General features: G+C 63.7%; 20 protein-coding genes and 1 tRNA gene. 6 read left to right on the forward strand and 15 right to left on the reverse strand.

Going from position 1 to position 19,639, the window contains the following annotated elements; all coding sequences use genetic code 11:
* Nucleotides 1-14: 14 nt before the first annotated feature.
* From FFS37_RS02535 to FFS37_RS02565, 7 genes are all read right to left on the reverse strand, one after another.
* On the reverse strand, nucleotides 15-302 hold the full coding sequence (locus FFS37_RS02535) for a GCG_CRPN prefix-to-repeats domain-containing protein (RefSeq protein WP_137929349.1): 288 nt from the start codon (nucleotides 300-302) through the stop codon (nucleotides 15-17).
* Between the two features lie 110 nt (nucleotides 303-412).
* Complete coding sequence (locus tag FFS37_RS02540; RefSeq protein ID WP_137929350.1) at nucleotides 413-874, reverse strand: periplasmic heavy metal sensor; 462 nt, start codon at nucleotides 872-874, stop codon at nucleotides 413-415.
* Entirely contained in the window at nucleotides 871-1,323 is a 453-nt protein-coding gene (locus FFS37_RS02545) for a hypothetical protein (protein WP_137929351.1), read from the reverse strand. The genes FFS37_RS02540 and FFS37_RS02545 overlap by 4 nt, the downstream gene beginning before the upstream one ends.
* Nucleotides 1,324-1,442: 119 nt before the next feature.
* The gene (locus tag FFS37_RS02550; protein ID WP_137929352.1) at nucleotides 1,443-1,979 is read right to left on the reverse strand and encodes an RNA polymerase sigma factor; all 537 of its coding nucleotides are present in this window, start codon (nucleotides 1,977-1,979) and stop codon (nucleotides 1,443-1,445) included.
* 45 nt (nucleotides 1,980-2,024) lie between these two features.
* Complete coding sequence (locus tag FFS37_RS02555) at nucleotides 2,025-2,462, reverse strand: acid-shock protein (protein WP_137929353.1); 438 nt, start codon at nucleotides 2,460-2,462, stop codon at nucleotides 2,025-2,027.
* 229 nt (nucleotides 2,463-2,691) lie between these two features.
* Nucleotides 2,692-2,871: a YodC family protein gene (locus tag FFS37_RS02560; protein ID WP_137929354.1), complete on the reverse strand. Its 180-nt coding sequence runs from the start codon at nucleotides 2,869-2,871 to the stop codon at nucleotides 2,692-2,694.
* Between the two features lie 145 nt (nucleotides 2,872-3,016).
* Nucleotides 3,017-3,092 (reverse strand) — tRNA-Thr (locus FFS37_RS02565).
* Between the two features lie 337 nt (nucleotides 3,093-3,429).
* Here FFS37_RS02565 and FFS37_RS02570 point away from each other — a divergent pair.
* Nucleotides 3,430-4,569, forward strand: coding sequence for a hypothetical protein (locus tag FFS37_RS02570; RefSeq protein ID WP_171026144.1), 1,140 nt, complete (start codon nucleotides 3,430-3,432; stop codon nucleotides 4,567-4,569).
* A 27-nt stretch (nucleotides 4,570-4,596) separates the two neighbouring features.
* Nucleotides 4,597-5,001, forward strand: a complete 405-nt coding sequence (locus tag FFS37_RS02575; RefSeq protein ID WP_137929356.1) for a YybH family protein — start codon at nucleotides 4,597-4,599, stop codon at nucleotides 4,999-5,001.
* Between the two features lie 144 nt (nucleotides 5,002-5,145).
* Here FFS37_RS02575 and FFS37_RS02580 read toward each other — a convergent pair whose 3' ends face one another.
* Together FFS37_RS02580 and FFS37_RS02585 are read right to left on the reverse strand one after the other, a co-directional pair.
* Entirely contained in the window at nucleotides 5,146-6,750 is a 1,605-nt protein-coding gene (locus FFS37_RS02580; RefSeq protein ID WP_137929357.1) for a cisplatin damage response ATP-dependent DNA ligase, read from the reverse strand.
* An 85-nt stretch (nucleotides 6,751-6,835) separates the two neighbouring features.
* Complete coding sequence (locus FFS37_RS02585) at nucleotides 6,836-7,846, reverse strand: ligase-associated DNA damage response exonuclease (protein ID WP_137929358.1); 1,011 nt, start codon at nucleotides 7,844-7,846, stop codon at nucleotides 6,836-6,838.
* 150 nt (nucleotides 7,847-7,996) lie between these two features.
* Between FFS37_RS02585 and FFS37_RS02590 the strand changes: the two genes are divergently transcribed.
* From FFS37_RS02590 to FFS37_RS02605, 4 genes are all read left to right on the forward strand, one after another.
* Nucleotides 7,997-8,914, forward strand: a complete 918-nt coding sequence (locus FFS37_RS02590; RefSeq protein WP_137929359.1) for a methyltransferase domain-containing protein — start codon at nucleotides 7,997-7,999, stop codon at nucleotides 8,912-8,914.
* 112 nt (nucleotides 8,915-9,026) lie between these two features.
* Nucleotides 9,027-9,386 (forward strand): hypothetical protein, encoded by a 360-nt coding sequence (locus tag FFS37_RS02595; protein ID WP_137929360.1) that lies wholly within the window; start codon nucleotides 9,027-9,029, stop codon nucleotides 9,384-9,386.
* Nucleotides 9,387-9,746: 360 nt separating this feature from the next.
* Nucleotides 9,747-10,373 (forward strand): transglutaminase-like cysteine peptidase, encoded by a 627-nt coding sequence (locus tag FFS37_RS02600; RefSeq protein ID WP_137929361.1) that lies wholly within the window; start codon nucleotides 9,747-9,749, stop codon nucleotides 10,371-10,373.
* A gap of 100 nt (nucleotides 10,374-10,473) precedes the next feature.
* Nucleotides 10,474-11,001 (forward strand): P-loop NTPase family protein, encoded by a 528-nt coding sequence (locus FFS37_RS02605; RefSeq protein WP_137929362.1) that lies wholly within the window; start codon nucleotides 10,474-10,476, stop codon nucleotides 10,999-11,001.
* Nucleotide 11,002: 1 nt separating this feature from the next.
* Here FFS37_RS02605 and FFS37_RS02610 read toward each other — a convergent pair whose 3' ends face one another.
* Genes FFS37_RS02610 through FFS37_RS02635 form a run of 6 tightly spaced genes read right to left on the reverse strand, consistent with a single transcriptional unit; the run spans nucleotide 11,003 to nucleotide 19,625 of the window.
* Nucleotides 11,003-11,944 carry a 2-hydroxyacid dehydrogenase gene (locus tag FFS37_RS02610; RefSeq protein ID WP_137929363.1) on the reverse strand — a complete coding sequence of 314 codons (942 nt, stop codon included), beginning with the start codon at nucleotides 11,942-11,944 and terminating at the stop codon, nucleotides 11,003-11,005.
* Between the two features lie 28 nt (nucleotides 11,945-11,972).
* Nucleotides 11,973-13,604 carry an ABC transporter ATP-binding protein gene (locus FFS37_RS02615; RefSeq protein WP_137929364.1) on the reverse strand — a complete coding sequence of 544 codons (1,632 nt, stop codon included), beginning with the start codon at nucleotides 13,602-13,604 and terminating at the stop codon, nucleotides 11,973-11,975.
* Complete coding sequence (locus FFS37_RS02620; protein WP_137929365.1) at nucleotides 13,601-14,746, reverse strand: ABC transporter permease; 1,146 nt, start codon at nucleotides 14,744-14,746, stop codon at nucleotides 13,601-13,603. The genes FFS37_RS02615 and FFS37_RS02620 overlap by 4 nt, the downstream gene beginning before the upstream one ends.
* Nucleotides 14,746-15,840: a microcin C ABC transporter permease YejB gene (locus FFS37_RS02625; RefSeq protein ID WP_137929366.1), complete on the reverse strand. Its 1,095-nt coding sequence runs from the start codon at nucleotides 15,838-15,840 to the stop codon at nucleotides 14,746-14,748. Before FFS37_RS02625 ends, FFS37_RS02620 begins: the two co-directional genes overlap by 1 nt.
* Before the next feature lie 30 nt (nucleotides 15,841-15,870).
* On the reverse strand, nucleotides 15,871-17,748 hold the full coding sequence (locus tag FFS37_RS02630) for an extracellular solute-binding protein (protein ID WP_137929367.1): 1,878 nt from the start codon (nucleotides 17,746-17,748) through the stop codon (nucleotides 15,871-15,873).
* Nucleotides 17,748-19,625 carry an extracellular solute-binding protein gene (locus FFS37_RS02635; RefSeq protein ID WP_137929368.1) on the reverse strand — a complete coding sequence of 626 codons (1,878 nt, stop codon included), beginning with the start codon at nucleotides 19,623-19,625 and terminating at the stop codon, nucleotides 17,748-17,750. The genes FFS37_RS02630 and FFS37_RS02635 overlap by 1 nt, the downstream gene beginning before the upstream one ends.
* Between the last annotated feature and the right edge of the window lie 14 nt (nucleotides 19,626-19,639).

Genomic DNA, 19,639 nt, shown 5'->3' on the forward strand with positions numbered 1-19,639 from the left:
CGGCGCTCAAGCGCTTACCAGCGGCGCCAGCGGTGCCAGTGGTGGTGCGGATGCCAGGCATAGAAGCCAGGGCCGCCCCAATAGTAGTAGCGCGGATAGACGACGACGCGGTTGGGGACGCAGCGGCCCCAGTAGTTGGGATGCCAGCCCGGACCGCAGCCCCAGGCCACGTGCTCGACCAGGGCGGGAGCCGCCGGCTGGGCAAGCGAGACCATCGGCATTGCCGAGGATGCCGCTGCGGTCGCGACCGTTCCGCTCACCGCGAGAGCGGCGGTGATCGCGTATTTTGTCAGATGAAACATGACCATGCTCCAAGCGTTGTAGAGATTGAAAATCTGTCCGCACCCTGGCGGTCCGGCAGATCCTGCCCTTCTTCTGGTTAAACGCCGCGGCCAGTGTTTTCCGTCGGTCTTCAGGGCGTTTTTTTTGGCCCGCCGGCGGCGCGGCGCTCGATATGGCGCATCAGGGCCGATGCCAGCACGCTGCGGTTCTCCGGCGATGTGTTGGCAGCGAACTCGACGATGGCTTGCTCCAGCCGCGTCCGCACGATTATGTCGGCGTTGCGCGCCCGTTCCAGGGCGGCTGACAGCGCCGCCTTGTCCACGACGGGTTGCTGCAACAGGTCGGCCGCCTGCTGCCTTGCCTGCTGCGCATCTTGAATGACCGGGCGGGAGTCCATGCGCACCTGGCGCAGCGCCTGGCGGAACGCCTTGCGATCCTGCTCGGGGAGCCGCCCGCCGGCCGTCTCCAGGGAATAGCCGCCGCCGGCCTTGGCATTCCTCAGCCAGACGGCTCCGCCCGCGAACGCGCCGGCAAGAAAGACGTTCAAGACAACCGAAGTGATGACCAGACCACGGACCCAGCGCGCGCTCATAGGCTTTCCTCGCCATTCTCGGCTTCGGGACCCACATCGCCGAACGCCGTCGCATTGGCATCGAGCACATAGTGTTCGGACTGGGCTTCGGGGGTGACGACAGTCACCAGGGCCAGGCCGGCGATGGCTCCGGCCAGGCCGATGCCGGCGAGCCCGAGCCCGAACCACCAGACCCGTTGGCGCCGGCGCTGGACGAGGTGCCGGTCCGCGGCGCGCAGGATACTGCCGCTCAGCGCCTTGCTTGGGTGCCGGACGCGGTAGCCGTCCAGCAGCGTGTCGAGCTTGCCGGCGTGCTGCGAAATAGCCTGGCCCGCCTCGCTGGAGGCAAATGCCTCGGCGGCCGCGCGCTCGTCTTCCGGCCAGCGGCGCGGATCGCCGCCATAGGCTTGCGCGAGCGCTGCGAAACGCTTGGCATCCATTGCCGGGCCGTCCTCGATGTCTTCAGCCATGTGTTTTCCCCTTGCCCCTTGGTGCCGCGTGCCCACGCGGATTGGAAATGCCACGGACCGGTCCCTGCCGAACGCCTGCAAGGCGCGATGCGTGCTTGGCATTCATGATCGCGCTCCGCTCAGTCATGGACGCCATCCCGTGCCAGGATCATCTGCAAGGCCCGCCTGCCGCGCGAGAGCAGGCTCTCCAGCGCATCGACGCTGATCTCCATGGCCGCGGCCGCCTCGATGTTGGACATCTCCTGATAGTAGACCAGGACAATGGCCTCGCGCTGGCGTGGCGCGATCCCTTGCAAGGCCTGCTCGATCCGCTGCGTCTCTTCGCCTGCATCGGGAAGCGGGCTGGGATCGGCCACATCCGGCAAATCGTCGGTCACCCACTCGCGGCGCCGGCGCAGCCGGTCGTAGCACAGGTTGAGCGTAACCCGGTGGATCCAGGTGTCGAAGCGCGCATTGCCGCGCCGCCAGCTCGAAGCATGGCGCCAGATGCGCACGAAGGTCTCCTGGGCGACATCCTCGGCTTCCGCCGCGTCGCCCAGCATGCGCGCGGCAAGCGACAGGATGCGCGGCAGCTTGCGCGCCACCAGCGTTTGCACGGCTGCCGGATCGCCGGCGCCGACCCGACGAACCAATTCCTCGTCCGGATCGGCGCTCATCGGCGGGTGCACTCCCGAAGTTCATCGCGCGTCATGGCCTCTTGGTCATTGCTCCGGCTTGGGAGCGGATTTGTGGCCTGGCAATTCGTCGGCGGTCAGGACGCCGTCGCCATTCTTGTCCAGCTTGGCGAAGCGCTTGGCGAAGAAGGCGTCAAGCTCGGCCTTGTCGATGAAGCCATCATGGTTGGAATCGATGCGCGCGAAGGACTTGGCGGGATCGCCCTTGACGTTGCGCTTGGCCTGGAAGGCTTCCCATTCCTGCAGGCTGATCTTGCCGTCGCCGTCCGTGTCGGCGGCCATGATCGCCTTCTCCCGTCGCTTCTGGAACTTGGCCAGGGTGAGCTCGGATTTGGCCGCCGGAGCAGCGGTCGCGGGCGGCGTCGCGGCGGGTGGCGTGGGAGCCGGCGCTTGTGTCGCTGTCTGGGCCAGGGCCGTGGAGGTCAGCAGGCACAGGGCGGCGGCAAGGATCGAACGGCGTATCATGCTTTGGCGTCTCCGGTTGGCGCGCCGCCATGGCCCATGCCATGGTCACGCTTCGACCGTTAAACGCCGTGGCGCGCGAAATCCGTCGGTCGCCCACGGCGATCGCCTGGACCGCCGGCGACAAAGCATCGCCGATGCCTTTATGGAGCAGCGGCGGCGACGCCCGATCGGGCACGTTTGAATTCTTGCCAGGCGGACAGTTACTTACCGACCGCGCCAGGCCCGTCGGTCAGTCGGCGGCGACAAGCTGGTCCGGCTTGAAGCCCGCATGCTGCGGGGTCCACACGTCGCCGTCCTTGTTGAACCAGTGGCACAGATACATGCCGGAAGCGGCGCCATCGCTGACCGTCATCTTCGGCCCTCCCGACTTCAGCCTGACGACATCTCCGGTCTTGAAAGTGTTGGGCATCTTGACCTCCCATGCTGAGACCCAGTGAGTTTCACATCAAAGCCGGGCCTCGACAATGGCGGATGTGCCTCGCCGGGGCATCGATCCACCACATAGGCGGATGCCGGCAGCGGCATGCGGGAGAACGGCACGAATGGAGAGAAACTGGTGCCGCTTAGGTGACTCGAACACCTGACCCCATCATTACGAATGATGTGCTCTACCAACTGAGCTAAAGCGGCCCAAGAGGCCAAGGCCTCCAAGATGGGCTGGGTGATAGACTCAACCGGCCGCGAATTCAAGATGGGACTTGGCAAATCGTATCAGCTGTTGCGCCGGCGGCCATATCGCCCGGCAAAGCCCGGCCGGCATGGCCGGCGGTGAGATCACGCGGCCGCCTGTCTCAGACCTTTCGGCTCGCGAAAATAGATGAAAACGCGCTGATTTTGTTGACGGAATGCCGCCGTAATGGACTTTGGACGCCCTGACAGGGCAGAATGCGGCGCTCGCCCGTTGATTGATTGGTCGGCTGCGGCTAACGATCATGGCAAGTTGGGCTGGTATGCAGAGGGATCCCGCTTGGACGCGATCGAGAAAGCGATCCGGAACGCCTTGGAAAAGGGCAATGCCGAGGACCGCGCGTTTCGCGAGAGGGTCTATCGGTCGGCCTTTGCCGCGCTCGATCGTGCGCTCCAGGCCAACCCCGGCGTAACCGTGGAAGTCGCCATCAAGCGCCGCAAGGCGATCCAGGAGAAGATCACCGAGATCGAATCCGAGTTCCTGCCGGCGGTGCCTGACAGCGCGCCGCAGATCGATGCTCCGGTGGCCGGGGCGGTGACCGGCGCGGCGCCGGAGATCGAGATCGGCCAGAAGACGCCGTCGCCAACCGTTGTCGTCAACGGACCGCCCGCATCCGACGCGCCGCGCTCGCGCGTGCTGCCCGTCGTTCCCGATATCATGCCGGACGCCACGCTTCCCGGTGCGCCGGCCATCGACATGTCGGCGCCCGCCGCGCCGGGAGCCGCCGCTGAAGTGGCGCCCGATCGCGACGAGCGACGCATCCGCGGACGTCGCCTGCCGCTGACGGCCATCTTCCTCACGGTGACCCTTCTCGCGGCGATCGGCATCGGCGTGTTCTTCGCGCTGCAAACCGGCGTCTTCAAGAGCGCCGCGCAGCTCAACACGGCGCCGCCCGAGGCGCCGCCAACCGTCGAGGACGACGATTTCACTCCCGCCGATGGCGCCAATGCGCCGGCAAAGCCGGGTGCGCCGGACCAGTCGCGCGCCTGGATCAATGTGTTCTCGCCGGCCGATCCGACCCATGTCGCCGCGCCATCGGACGCCAAGGCCGAGGTGATGAAGGACGACAGCGGGCCGCTCCTGCGCATCCAGTCCGGCCCCTCCGGTTCGGCGATCGCCTTCGATGTCGGGCAGGGCGTGCTGGAGAAACTCGCCGGAAAGCATGCCGTTTTCGACATCATCGCCCGCGCCGAGGATGGCAAGGACACGCAGATTTCCGTGGACTGCAATTTCGGCGACCTCGGCGACTGTGGCCGCAAGCGCTACGCGGTCGGACAGCAGCGCAATGAATATCTGTTCGACGTGCAGTTCCCCGACAAGCATCCGGGCTCGGCCGGAACCATCGCCATCAACTCGGACTTCGACAAGCAGGGCAAGGCGGTCAACATCTACGAGATCAGGGTGTCGATCGAGCCGTGACGGCGCCTGCGGCGGAGCATTGCTGAAATGACGACCTCGCAGAACGAAGACGCCGGACAGGTTCGCGAGCTGATCGAGCAATGGGCCGAGGCGGTGCGCCGCAAGGATATTGACGGGATACTGCGCCATCATTCGCCTGATTTCGTCATGTTCGACGTGCCGCCGCCGCTGCAATGCAGGGGCATCGACGCCTACCGCGAAACCTGGCCGCTGTTCTTCGGCGCGTCCCCGCAACCGCCCGTCTTCGATATTGTCGATCTGACCGTCACCGCGGGCGCCGACGTGGCATTCGCCTTCGCGCTGATGCGCTGCGTCCTGGTGACGAAATCCGGGTCCAGCGACCTCGATTTCCGCCTGACCGTCTGTCTGAAGAAGATCGCCGGCCAGTGGACCTTCGTGCACGAGCATCATTCCGTGCCGGCCGTCGACTGAAGCAATTCCAGGAAAAGTGTGAAACGGTTTTCCGTCCGGAATTGCGCAACAACAGCTCAGCAATTCCAGGAAAAGTGTGAAACGGTTTTCCGTCCGGAATTGCGTGACCACAGCTCAGCAATTCCCTGAAAGCACCGAACGGCGCTAGCTCTCCCCAAGCAGCGCCTGCAGCGTCTCGATCCGGTCAGCCTCGTTGGCGGGCTTGTCCCAGCGCAGCCGTGATATTCGCGGGAAGCGCATGGCCACGCCCGACTTGTGCCGTGTCGAACGGTTGAGCCCCTCGAAGGCGACTTCCAGCACCAGGCCATTGTCGCGGTTGGCGCGCACCGAGCGCACCGGCCCGAAACGCTCAACCGTGTTGTCCCTGACATATTTGTCGATCTGCTTCAGCTCCTCGTCGGTGAAGCCGAAATAGGCCTTGCCGACGGGGACCAGTTCCTCCTCGCCCTCGGGCCCTGACCAGACGCCGAACGTGTAGTCCGAATAGAAGCTGGAGCGCTTGCCGTGCCCGCGCTGGGCATACATCAGCACCGCGTCCACCGTATGCGGATCGCGCTTCCATTTGAACCACGGTCCTTTCGGCCGGCCGGCGACGTAGGGTGAATCCCAGCGCTTCAGCATCACCCCTTCGATGATCGGGTGTGGTGGCTGGCGGCGCAGTGCTTCGAGCGAATGCCAGTCCGCAAAGGCGACGAAGGGGGAGAGATCGAAGCGGCTCGGGTCGAGCGTCTTCACGAAGGCTTCGAGGCGGCCGCGCCGCTCGCGGAAGGGCAGCCCGCGCAGATCCTCGTCGCCGATCTGGAGCGCATCGTAACAGCGCATGAAGGCCGGATATCGCTGCTGCATCTTCGGCGTCACCGTTTTACGGTTCAGCCGCTGCTGCAGGTCCGAAAACGTTCCCGTCGCCTCCCGGGGATCGCCCACCAGCAGCTCGCCATCCAGCGCCGCCGAAAAATTCATGGCCTCGGCAAGGTCGGGGAAGGCTCCGGAGACATCGTCGCCGGTGCGCGAATAGAGCCGGCTGACGCCGCCTTCCGCCACCGCCTGGACGCGGATCCCGTCCCATTTCCATTCGGCCGCATAGTCGGCCGGGTCGAGTTTTTCGAGATCGCCGTCGCCGACCGGGTTCGACAGCATCACCGGGCGAAACAGCGCCAGCGCGCTGCTTTTAGGCTTCTCGCTCTTGCCCTCCAGCCACGCGAACAGCGCCGTGTAAGGGGGCGACAGCCCGTGCCACAACTCCTCGATCTCGGCGACGTCGACCTTGCCGAAATCTGCCAGTGCCTGCTTGGCCAGTCGTGCCGACACGCCGATGCGCAGGCCGCCTGTGACCAGCTTGATGATGGCGAAGCGCGACGAGATGCCGGCGCTGTCGAGCAGGCCTGCAAGCACTTTCGGCCCGTCGGACCGGCTGGCCGCCTGCAGCCGCGCCACCACGTCGCCGAGCGTCGGCTCCCGGTTCGCGATCCGTCCGGGCGTCTGCGGCCAGACCAGCGATACCGTCTCGGCGAGATCGCCGACATAGTCGTAGGAATAGCCGAACAGCACCGGGTCCATGCGTTCGGTGACCAGGGCGCGCAGCATCGCCGGCTTGACCGCGGCTATTTTCAGATCGCCGGTGATGGCGGCCAGCGCCAGGCCGCGATCGGGGTCCTCGACGGTCCTGAAGTAGTCGGTGAGCAAAGTGAGCTTGCCGTTGCGCGATGGCGTCAGCACCAGCCGGTCGAGGAGTTCGGCGAAGCGGTTCATGGGCGGGTGAGCCATGCCAACAGCGAAAGCCGGCGCGAGGTGCCGCAGAACTCGGTGCTGGCGATCGGCAGGTCAAAAAACGCCATCAATCGCCCTCGTCCTCGTAGCCGACCAGGTGCAGCGGCCGGGCGGCGATGCCTTCGAGTTCGCACCAGCGCACCAGCGCTTCCTCGCGGCCGTGGGTGACCCAGATTTCCTCGGCGCCTGTTTCCTTGATGGTGGCGGTGAGTTCGTCCCAGTCGGCATGGTCCGAGATGATCAGCGGCAGCTCGACGCCACCTTGCTTGGCGCGCTGGCGGATGCGCATCCAGCCCGAAGCGAAGCACGAGATCGGATCGGGGAAGCGCCGCGCCCAGCGGTCGGCGAAGGCCGAGGGCGGACCGACCACGATGGCGCCGGCGAAATCCTGCTTGCCGCCGCTGTCGACGGTCGCGGGTTCCAGCTCTCCGAGGTCGATTCCCTGGCTCTGGTAATATTCGCTGAGTCTGGCCAGCGCGCCGTGGATATAGAGCGGCCTGTCGTAGCCGGCGTCACGCAGCAACCGCATCACGCGCTGAGCCTTGCCGAGCGCGTAGGCGCCGACCAGATGCGAACGTTCGGGAAACTGCGCCGCCGATTTCAGCAGGCGGGCGATTTCCTCGGTGTCGGGCGGATGGCGGAACACCGGCAGGCCAAAGGTCGCCTCGGTGATGAACACGTCGCAGCGTAACGGTTCGAACGGCGCGCAGGTCGCGTCCTTCTGCCGCTTGTAGTCGCCGGACGCGACGATGCGCATGCCCTGATGTTCGACCGCGATCTGCGCCGAGCCCAACACATGCCCCGCCGGGTGGAAGCTGACGCTGACGCCGTTGAGGACAATCGTTTCGCCCAGCGCCGCCGCCTGGCGGGTGCCGGCAAAATCCTCGCCATAGCGCAGGCCCATAATGTCGAGCGTCTGCTGGGTGGCCAGCACCGAGCGGTGGCCGGAACGCGCATGGTCCGAATGGCCGTGCGTGATCAATGCCCGGTCCACCGGCCGCACGGGATCGATGAAGAAATCGCCCGGCGGGCAATAGAGGCCCTCGGGCCGCGGATGAAGCAGGTCGCTGGCGCGCATCGCCTAGAAATAGGCGATAATTCGGCGGCGTGAAGCCCGTTGCCGCAGACTGCTGACACCTAGGGCACGGACTGCTCAATTCGGTTCAGCTTGCATGCGATTTGCTCTACAGAGACGGATGCCGGCTGCTCTGCCGGCGGAACCATCTTCATGAAACCGCTTCAGACCTCGTCGGGCGACCTGAACGCCGATCGCCGCGCCGACTACGCCGAGATGCTCTTTGCCTCCGGCGATCACGCCGCCGCGGCCGAACTGCTGCTGGGTGCGCTGGAACTGGCGCCGCAATGGGCAATGGGCTGGTTTCGCCTTGGCGAGATGCAGGAGGCATCCGGCAGGCTCGACCTGGCCGCGCAGGCGTGGCGGACGTCGCTGCAACTCGATCCCGCCGACCGCCAGGGCGCGGGCCTCAAATTGCAGCTGATCGGCAAGGCGCCGGCTGCGACCGCGCCGCCAAGCGCCTTTGTCGAAACGCTGTTCGATCACTATGCCGAGACATTCGAGGAGATGCTTGTCGGCAAGCTCCATTACCGGTTGCCGCAGGTTCTCGACGCCGCCATCCGCCAGGCAAGGCCGGGGCGCTTCCGCCTGGCGCTGGACCTGGGCTGCGGCACCGGGCTGATGGGCGAGAGGCTGAGGCCGATCGTCGACCGGCTGGAAGGGGTCGACATTTCCGCCAGCATGCTGAGGAAGGCGAGGGCGAAAGGTATTTATGATGCGCTGACAAAGGCGGATCTGCAGGGATTTTCCCACGCGGGCGAAAGGCCCGATCTGGTGACGTCGGCCGATGTCCTCATCTACATCGGCGGGCTTGAAGGCATCGTCCAAACGGTTGCCGGACTGCTTGCCGATGGCGGCCTGTTTGCCTTTTCCATCGAGAGGCTGGCCGACGGCGGCGATTTCGCCTTGCAGCCCTCCCGCCGCTACGCCCATTCGGATGGCTATGTCAGTCGCACGCTCCTGGCCAATGGCCTCTCGATCCTGGCCCTGGAACCGACAATCATCCGCCAGGATCGCCGCGAGCCGGTCGAAGGCCTGGCCGTCGTGGCGTGCAAGGCGCGCGCCGCCTGAACTGTGTATATCCCGCCCGCTCTGGCTTGCTGCTGCGAAAAAGTCCGATTTGCATGCGCGACTGATATTTGCGATCTGGTCGCATCAGGGTGGGATATGGGGGAGGAATGCGATGCGCTGGAACATGCTGGTCTTGGCATCCTGCCTGGCGGCAACTGGCTGCGTTGGCAATTCGACCTCCGAGCGGCAGGACGCCAACATAGAATCCTCCCTGCAATATGACACGGTGCCCTGCGATCAGTTGCTGGCGCAGCGCGACGCGTTGGCGCGGCAATACAACCTGTCGCCGACGGTCAAACCCACCTTTTCCAACCCGGCGATGGGATTTGGGCCGTTCACGCCCGATGTGCGCTCGAAGGCTCAGCGCGATACCGACAAGGCGACCGGCGAGATCGATGCCATGAACCGATCCATCGGCCGTCGCGACTGCGGCAAGCCAGACAAGCAGAAGAAATTTTCACTCCCCGGTTAGAGCCGCTTGCCGTCCGGGTTGGCCGTGACCCCCAACCGGCGTTCCAAGGTCTCCGTCAAAGCGTCTTTCCGCACCCTGGCGGCGCTCAAATTCGAAGCCGCGCCGCCGGTCGTTAAAAGGCGACGCTTTGGCGTAGCGACCGCTTGGTGTTGATTGCCTGCAATTGTCGGTATCGAAGTGGCTGGCCGTTAACCTTTTATTAAACATTTAATTGACGTGAGGCATCGCCTTGGCGTTAGCTCACTCAGGACAAGCGTTTGAGTGGCAGGAACAGTCATGTTGCGTCGGTTGGTCGCCGGGGTTTTCTCGACATTTCTGGGTTTGGCTTCGTTGGCGAATGCGGGATCGGTCGGCCCGCAAATGAGCACCGAACCCTATGCCTCGTCCTTCAGGAGTTTTGCCATCGCCTTCGAGGCGACACGGCCTCACAGTGGACCCATCGGCTCCGCGACCGCCGCCACGGTCGGCTCCAAGACGAGCATTCCCTACGGCTGGGTCGATTTCTGCGGCCGCAGGCCCGATCAATGTCGGGTCCCGGTGCTGCCGGCCGTCGACCTCAAGCTCACGCCGAAAAGCTGGGCCACGCTCGATCGCGTCAATCGCGAGGTCAACGGCTACATCGTGCCCGTCAGCAATCTGGAACACTGGGGCACCCTGCAGGATCACTGGGATTATCCGGTCGATGGCAAGGGCGATTGCAAGATCTACGCCCTCTTCAAGCGCAAGCTGCTTCTCGACGCCGGATTTCCGCGGCAGGCTTTGTTGATGACGGTTGTGTATGACCTGCATGGCGAGGGCCACGCGATCCTGACGGTGAAGACCGACAGGGGAGACTTCGTCCTGGACAATCTCGTCAACACCATCCGCTCCTGGGACGCCACTGGCTATTACTTCCTCAAGCGGCAATCGCAGCAGGACCCCAATATCTGGGTGGCGATCAACCAGCGTGGCGATGCCGCATTGAAACGTGCCAAGGCGATAAACTGATCCGTCGGGACTGGAGCCGCATCAGGAAAAGTGCGAAAGGGTTGCGGTCCGTTTCCGCGAAACGGTGAAGCCGCCCCAAATCCTTTCAAGGCACGATCTGATGAACCTCCTGGATCTCGGGGATCGCATCTGCATCCTGGGCCCGTCCAACAGCGGCAAGTCGACCCTGGCCGATGCGATTGCCCGCAAGCGCGGCCTGGAGCCCATTCATCTCGATCTGCTCTTTCACCTGCCCAACACGGACTGGGAGCAGCGTCCAAAGGATGAATTCATTGCCTTGCATGACGCCGCGATCGCCGGCGAGCGCTGGGTGATGGACGGAAACTATTCGATCGGCATGCCGCAACGATTGCAGCGGGCGACAGGACTGATCCTGCTGGATATCTCCACCCCGGCCAGCCTGCTGCGCTATTTCAGGCGAACCCTGCTCGAGAAGGAAAGACGCGGCGGCCTGCCGGGCGGACGCGACAGCGTCAAATGGGACATGATCCATCATATCGCCGTGACCACGCCGAAGAACCGCGAGCGTTACCGGATCATGTTCGAACAGCTCGACCTGCCCAAGGTGCGACTGTCGTCGCTGTGGGCAATCAAGCAGTGCTTCGCCGACTGGGACCTCGTCAGATAGCCTAATATCCCGCCTTGCGGTCCACCAGGTTGTCGAGCTTCTCGCCGCGCTCGAAGGCATCCATCTGGCGCAGCATGGTCGGCACAAGGTGCACGGGGTCGGAGGTCGCCGCCGCATGCGGCGTCACGAATACCTTGGGGTGGCTCCACAGCGGGCTGGTTTTCGGCAGCGGTTCGACCTCGAACACGTCGAGGCTCGCTTCCTTGAGCGTACCGTCGTCCAGCGCGCGCACGATGTCGGCGTCCTTCTGCAGGCGTCCGCGTCCGGCGTTGATCAGCACCGAGCCGCCGAGGCCATTGCGTTTGCGCAACTCCTTGAGCACGCCGTAATCGATGATGCCCTGCGTGTCCGGTGTCAGCGGCAGCAGCACGACCAGTATGTCGGTCGCCTTCAGAAAGGGTATCAATCCGGCATCGCCGGAATAGGTTGCCACACCCTGCATCGGCCGATCGGTGCGTGACCAGCCATTGACCGCGAAGCCGAGCGACAGAAGCACGGATGCGCTGGCACGGCCGAGGGTGCCCAGCCCCATGATGCCGACCGAAATGTCGCCAGCCGGCCTCTGCGGTGGATCATGCCAGGCCTTCTTTGTCTGCTGCGAGCGATAGAGCAGGCCCTGGCGATGATGATCGAGCACCCGCCAGACGACATACTCGGTCATGTACTGGGTGAGGTTGTCGGCGACCACCTTGACGATCGGAACGTCCGGCAGGCCGGGATCGGCGAAAACATGATCGACACCCGCGCCGATCGAGAAGATGGCGCGCAGATTGGGCAGCGACGACAACAGGTTCGGCTTCTGCTTCCACACCACCGCGTAGGTGATCGACGGGTCCTTGGCCCCGTCCGGCTCCAGCACCACCTCGCGTTCGGCCGACAAAAGTTCGCGCCAGCGCTGCGGATGAAAGCCGGTAACGGCAAGCAGGATGCGGCCTTTTTCCATCGCGGTTCGTCTAATCCCTTTTAGAAAATCACTGGCTGACAATGCCGGCCGGCGCCGTCTCGATCTTGAAGGCGGCCGAGATCAGCGCCCTGGTATAGTCGGTTTGCGGATTTCCGAAAATCTGCTCCGAAGGGCCGGCTTCGACGATCCGGCCATTGCGCATGACGATGACGTCATTGGCCAGCGCCCGGATAACCTTGAGGTCATGGCTGATGAACAGGTAGGCCAGGTCGTGCTTGGCTTGCAGGTTGCGCAGGAGGTCGACCACCTGTGCCTGGACGCTCATGTCGAGCGCCGATGTCGGCTCGTCCAGCATCACGAAGCGCGGATTCAGCACCATGGCGCGCGCAATCGCGACCCGCTGGCGCTGGCCGCCGGAAAATTCGTGCGGGTAGCGGTTGCGGCTCGCCGGATCGAGGCCGACCTCCTTGAGCACGTCGACGACCTTGTCGTCGCGCTCGTCGGGCGACAGCTTCGGCGCGTGGATCTTCAGGCCTTCCTCGATGATCTCGGCAATCGACATGCGCGGGCTGAGCGAGCCGAACGGGTCCTGGAAAACGATCTGCAGTTCCCTGCGCAGCGGCCGCATAGCGTTGAAGGTGAGCTGGTTGATGTCGCGGCCGTTGAACTGGATGGTGCCGGTCGAGGAGATCATGCGCGCCAGCGCCAGGCCGAGCGTCGTCTTGCCGGAGCCGGATTCGCCGACCACGCCCAGCGTCTGGCCGGCGCGCACGGTGACGTCGATGCCGTCGACGGCCTTCACATGGTCGACGACGCGGCGGAAGAAGCCCTGCTTGATCGGGAACCAGACTTTGATGTCCTTGCCGGTCATGACCGCCTTGGCGTCGGCATTGGCGGCCGGCGGCTTGCCCTTCGGCTCCGCGGCCAGGAGATGACGCGTATAGGGGTGTTGCGGGTTGGCGAAGATGTCCTTGGTCGGCCCGGTCTCGACAATCTTGCCCTTGGTCATCACGCACACCCGGTCGGCGATCTTGCGCACGATGCCAAGGTCGTGGGTGATGAACAGCATCGACATGCCCTTGCGGCTCTTCAGAGCGGCCAGCAGTTCGAGGATCTGCGCCTGCACGGTGACGTCGAGCGCGGTCGTTGGTTCGTCGGCGATCAGCAGTTCCGGCTCGTTGGCCAGCGCCATGGCGATCATGACGCGTTGGCGCTGGCCGCCCGAAAGCTGGTGCGGATAGGCGTCGAGCCGCTTCTCCGGATCGCGGATGCCGACCTCCTTGAGCAGGGCAAGCGTACGGGCCTTGGCCGGGCGGTCGGCCATGCCCTGATGCAGCTTCAGGATTTCGACGATCTGGTGCTCGATCGTGTGCAGCGGATTGAGCGAGGTCATCGGCTCCTGGAAGATCATGGTGATCTTGTTGCCGCGCACCTGGCGCAACTGCTTTTCGCCCATGGCCAGCAGGTCGGCGCCCTGGAACAGGATCTTGCCGGAGGGATGGCTGGCGCTGGGGTAGGGCAGAAGCTTCAGCACCGACAGCGCCGAGACCGATTTGCCGGAGCCGGATTCACCGACCAGCGCCACGGTCTCGCCCTTGGCGATATCGAAGGAGATGTGGTCGACCGCGACAGACTGGCCGCCGCCCTGGCTGAAGGCGACGCTGAGGTCCTGGACGCTGAGCAAGGGCGCTTCGCTCATTTGAACGTCTTGCGCGGATCGAAAGCGTCGCGCGTTGCCTCGCCGACGAAGACCAGCAGCGACAGCATCAGCGAGATGACGACGAATCCCGATATGCCGAGCCAGGGCGCATTGAGGTTGCGCTGCGCCTGTTTCAGCAATTCCCCGAGCGAGGCGGAGCCTGGCGGCAGGCCGAAGCCGAGATAATCGAGCGAGGTCAGCGTCGAGATCGAGCCGGAGAGCAGGAAGGGCAGGAAGGTCAATGTCGCCACCATGGCGTTGGGCAGAAGGTGCCGGAACATGATGGTGCGGTTGGGCACGCCGAGCGCGCGCGCGGCGTTGACGTACTCGAAATTGCGGGCGCGCAGGAACTCTGCCCGCACCACGCCGACGAGCGCCACCCAGGAGAACAGGAGCATCAGCCCGAGCAGGATGAAGAAGCCTGGCGGCAGGATGGCGGCAACGATGAGAAGGAGATAAAGCACGGGAATTGCCGACCAGATCTCGATGAAGCGCTGGAAAAGAAGGTCGGTCCAGCCGCCGAAATAGCCCTGAACGGCACCCGCTCCAACGCCGATCAAGGCTGAACCGGCGGTCAGGATCAGGCCGAACAGCACCGAAATGCGAAAGCCGTAGATCACGCGCGCCAGCACGTCGCGCGCCTGGTCGTCGGTGCCCAGCCAGTTCCAGTTGCCGACGATGCAGGCCGGATCGGCCGCGCCTTGCGGATACTGGTTGCAGCGCGTCTTGGCGTCATATTCCCAGGACGGCTTGGCGGGTGCCGCTTCCGGAATGGCGTTGTTGACGGTCTGGTAGGAGTAGCGGATCGGCGGCCAGACCATCCAGCCATGGGCGTTGATCTCGTCCTGGATCACCGGATCACGATAATCCGTGACGGCATAGAAGCCGCCGAACTTCTCCTCGGGATAGGCGACAAGAACCGGAAACAGGATCTCGCCCTTGTAGGAGGCGACGATCGGCTTGTCGTTGGCGATGAATTCGGCAAACAGCGACAGCACGAACAGGACCAGGAAAATCCACAGCGACCAGTAGCCGCGCCGGTTCGCCTTGAAATTGTGCAGGCGGCGCGTGTTGAGCGGCGACAGAAACGGCCGCGGCATCCGCTGCGGCACCACCCCGGCGGTAACGCTTGCCTCCGACATCAGACGTCTCTCCGCTCGAAATCGATACGCGGATCGACCCACGTGTACATCAGGTCGGACAAGAGCCCGATGAACAGGCCCAGAAGCGAGAAGATGTAGAGGTTGGCGAACACCACGGGATAATCGCGCTCCACCACCGACCGGAAACCGAGCAGGCCCAGCCCGTCGAGCGAGAAGATGTTCTCGATCAGCAGCGACCCCGTGAAGAAAGCGGAGATGAAGGCTCCGGGAAAGCCGGCAATGACGATCAGCATGGCGTTGCGGAAAACATGTCCGTAAAGCACCTGCCGTTCCGACAGGCCCTTGGCGCGGGCCGTCACCACATACTGCTTACGGATTTCTTCCAGGAACGAGTTCTTGGTCAAAAGCGTCGTGGTGGCGAAGGCCGACAGCACCAGCGCCGTCAACGGCAGCGTCATGTGCCAGATATAGTCGGCGATCTTGGCCGGCCATGACAGCTGGTCCCAATTGTCGGACACGATGCCGCGTAGCGGGAACCAGTCCCAGAACGAACCGCCGGCGAAAAGCACCATCAGAAGGATGCCGAACAGGAATCCTGGAATGGCATAGCCGACGATGACGACGCCGCTGGTCCAGACGTCGAACGGCGTGCCGTCCTTGACCGCCTTGCGGATACCGAGCGGGATGGAAATGAGATAGGAAAGCAGCGTGATCCAGAGCCCGATCGAGATCGACACCGGCATCTTTTCCAGGATGAGGTCGAGCACCGAGATATCGCGGAAATAGCTGTTGCCGAAATCGAACCTGGCGTAGTTCCACAGCATCATGCCAAAGCGCTCGAGCGGCGGCTTGTCGAAGCCGAACTGCTTCTCCAGCTTCTTGATGAATTCGGGGTCGAGCCCCTGCGCGCCGCGGTATTTCGAACTGACGTCACCGGCGACGTCGAAATTGGAGCCGCCCGCGTCGCCGCCACCGCCGCCGAGACGGTCGTTGCCGCCCTGGTTGGTCAGCTTGGCGATGACCTGCTCGACAGGGCCGCCGGGCGCGAACTGGATGACGGCGAAAGAAATTGCCATGATGCCGAACAGCGTCGGGATCATCAGAAGGATGCGGCGCAGTATATAGGCGCCCATCAGGCTTCAGGCCCCTGTTGGACTGACATCTCAGCCTTTGCCAATTTTTGCCGCCTTGCCCTTATCGACCCACCACAGCCCCTCGACCGGAAAGCCGAAATCGGGTTTCTGCTCGGGAAAGCCGAACATGTCCCAATAGGCGCTTCGGTGATTCGCCAGGAACCAACTAGGAATCCAATCGCAGCGCGCGCGCAAGGCCCGGTCGAGCGCCCGCATCGCCACCGTCAGGTTTTCACGGTCCTGTGCGGCTCCCACCGCGTCGATCAGCGCGTCGATGGCGGGGCTCGATATGCCCGGCAGGTTGCGCGAGCCCGAAAGGTTGGCGGTGCGCGAATGGAAGAAGCCCTCGAGGTCGTCGCGCGTCGGTGTAGCGCTGAAGGAAAACGCCGCCGACAAAAGATCGAAGTCGAATGTCGCCTGCCTGGACTGGTATTGCGCTGAATCCACCAGCCGGATCGTTGCGTCTATGCCGATCGCCTTCATATTGGCGACCCAAGGCGAATAGACCTGCACGAAAGTGTCGTCATCGACCATGAACTCGGCCGACAGCCTGCCGCCCTTGTCGTTGACGACAAAGTCGCCCGAGCGCTTCCAGCCGGCGGCCGCCAGCAGCTTGACCGCCTGGCCGAGCAGCTTGCGGTCGCGCCCGGAGCCATCGGAGGCGGGCTGGGTCACCGCCTCGCCGAAGGCTTCGGCGGGAAGCTGGGCGCGCAGCGGCTCGAGCAGCGCCAGCTCTTGCGGCGCCGGCAGCCCTTCGGCGCGAAAGTCCGATTTCTCGAAGCAGGATTGCGAACGCTCGTAGGAGCCGTAGAAGAAGTTGCGCCGCGTCCATTCGAAATCGAAGCAGAGCGCTATCGCCTGCCTGACCCTTGGGTCGCGAAACTGTTCGCGCCGCTGGTTGACCGCGGTGGCCTGCATGGTTGGCCGCTTCTCGGCCGGGAATTCGTGCTTCGCCACCTTGCCGGCGGTCAGTGCAGGGAAGTCGTAGGCGGTTGCCCAGACGCGCGACACGAATTCCTCCCGGTAAGTGATCTCGCCCTTCTTGAAGGCCTCGAAACCGGCGTTGCGGTTCTGGTAGAATTCGATGCGGATGGTGTCGAAATTGTTCTGGCCGCGATTGACCGGAAGGTCTCGGCCCCAATAGTCCGCCACCCGATCATATTCGATCCAGGAGCCGGCCGAGAAGCGGCCGACCTTGTAGGCGCCTGAGCCGAGCGGCGCATTCAATTGCGAGCTGTCGAATGGATTGGCCGTATAGAAAGCCTTCGACAGGATCGGAAATTCCACGACGTTGAGCACGGTGCGGGCCGACTGCTTGCCGGAGAAGGTAAGCTGCAGCGTATGATCGTCGACGGCAACGGCGTCGACCATGTGCGTCAACGACAGGGACAGGTCGGGATGGCCCTTGTCCTTGTAGAGCTTGAAAGTGAAGGCCGCATCCTGCGCCGTCAGCGGCGAGCCGTCGTGGAAGCGCGCTTCGGGCCTGAGCGAGAAGGTGAAGGTGTTGCGGTCGTCCGACAGCGTCACGCCATCTGCGATCTGGCCGTAGACGGCGTCAGGCTCGTCGAGCGCCCGCACCATCAGCCCGTCGAAACACATCTCCATGCGCGGCGGCGCGTCGCCCTTGTCGACGAAGGCGTTCAGTGTATTGAAGGTCTGCGTATTCTGGTTGTAACCCCAGTTAGGCGGCGCGAAATTGAAGGTGCCGCCGATCGGCGCGTCGACATTCACATAGTCGAAATGCGTGAAATCAGGCTTGTATTTGAGGTCGCCGAAGGCCGACAGACCGTGCAGTTTCGTGCCGGTGGCGATCTCGGCGAAAGCTTTGCCCGGCAGCAGGGCGGCGGCCGCAGCGGCGCCGCCAAGCACCAGGAAATCGCGACGAGGAAGCACCGACTGCCGCCCCATCAATTGAGGCCCTTGTACTTGGCGGACAGCGCCTTTTCCTTCGTCGTATCGATCCACCAGGAATCGATGTCGGCGCCCCTGTAGCTCGGTTGCTTGTCGGGAATGCCGAACTTGTTCCAGTAGGCCAGCCACACCACCGCCCGGTAATATTGCGGCACCGCATAGTAGTTCCACAAGAGCACCCGATCGAGCGCATGCGTGGCGGCGACGAGGTCGTCGCGGTCGGTGGCGAAGATGATGCGGTCGACGAGCGCGTCCACGACAGGGTTCTTGATGCCGGAATAGTTGCGCGATCCGGGCGAGTCGGCTGCCTTCGCGCTCCAGAAGTCGCGCTGCTCGTTCCCCGGGGATTCCGACTGCTGAAGGATGCTTATGATGACATCGTAGTCGAAATTGTTGCGGCGGTTGATGTACTGGCTGGGATCGATGATCCGCAGTGTCGCGTCGACACCGATCTTGCGCAAATTGGCGATGTAGGGACTTGAGATCACCTGGTCGGTGTCGGAAGTGCCGAGGATCTCGAACTTGAACGGCTCGCCCGTCTTGCCGTTCACCATCTTGCCGCCCTTGATCACCCAGCCCGCCTGGGCGAACAGGTCGACAGCCTGCTTCAGATACTTCCGTTCCGCCTGCGGCGAATCATAGACCGGCAGCTTGAATTCCTGCGTGAACAGTTCGGCTGGCAGCTGGTCGCGGTATTTATCGAGGATTTCAAGCTCCTTGCCTTGCGGCAGTGCGCTCGACGCCAGTTCGGTTCCCTCGAAATAGCTCTGTGTGCGCGTGTTCGAATTGTAGAACAGCGTCCGGTTCATGCTCTCGAAATCGAAGGGAAGCGTGAGCGCCTCGCGCACGAGACGATCCTGGAATTGCGGCCGCCGCTGGTTGAGCATAAAGGCCTGCATGGGTTCCGGCGATGTGGTCTTGAAAACCTGCTTGATGACGTCGCCCGCGCTCGCGGCGGGAAAATTATAGGCCGTGTTCCAGCGTCTCGAGCTGTTTTCCGGCTTGATGTCGTCGAAGCCGCCCTTGGTGAAGGCCTGCCAGGCAGCGTTATCGTCGAGGATGTAGGTGAAACGCTGGGTGTCGAAGTTCTCGCGGCCGATCTTGACCGGCAGCTTGGCGCCCCAATAGTCCGGCACGCGTTGCCAGACGATCTCCGAGCCCGGTTTGAAACTGGCTATCTTGTATGCTGCCGAGCCCAGTGGTGGTTCGAGCGTCGATTTGGTGATGTCGCGCTTTTTGCCGTTGGCGTCGGTGCCTTCCCACCAGTGCTTCGGCAACACGACAAGGTCGCCCAGGATCTTCGGCAGTTCGCGGTTGCCCTTCTGGTTGAAATGGAACTCGACCTCGCGGTCCGAGACGGCCATAGCTTCGGTCACGTTCTCGAAATAGCGGCTGTACATCGGGCTGTTGGCCTTCAGCACATGAAACGACCAGATCACGTCTTCGACGGTAATCGGCTGGCCGTCATGCCATTTGGCACGTGGGTCGAGCCTGTACGTCGCGGACGAATAGTCGGCCGGATATTTGTAGGCATCGGCAATCAGCGGGTGGCTGACGCTGCCCTCGTCGGTCGCCTGATCCATGAGCGTATCGTAGAGCAGCCCGCCGCCGAATTCGACCAAGCCCGCGGCCGGCGATCCCTGTACGATGAACGGGTTGAAGCTGTCGAAGGTGCCGACCACTACGTTGTTGTAGGTGCCGCCCTTGGGCGCGTTCGGGTTGACGTAGTCGTAGTGCTGGAAGTTGTCGCCATATTTGGACTCGCCGATCAGCGAGGAGGTGGTGCGCCATTCATCTGCCCGGCTCGCCTGCAGTCCCGCCGCCAGCAGGGCCGCCGCCAGCAGCGGCTTGAGAAGCGTTCGGCCAACCGTCATGCATTCTCCTCTTC

Origin of the sequence: Mesorhizobium comanense (genome assembly GCF_005503535.1) — a bacterium.
In the GTDB taxonomy this organism is placed as follows: domain Bacteria; phylum Pseudomonadota; class Alphaproteobacteria; order Rhizobiales; family Rhizobiaceae; genus Mesorhizobium; species Mesorhizobium comanense.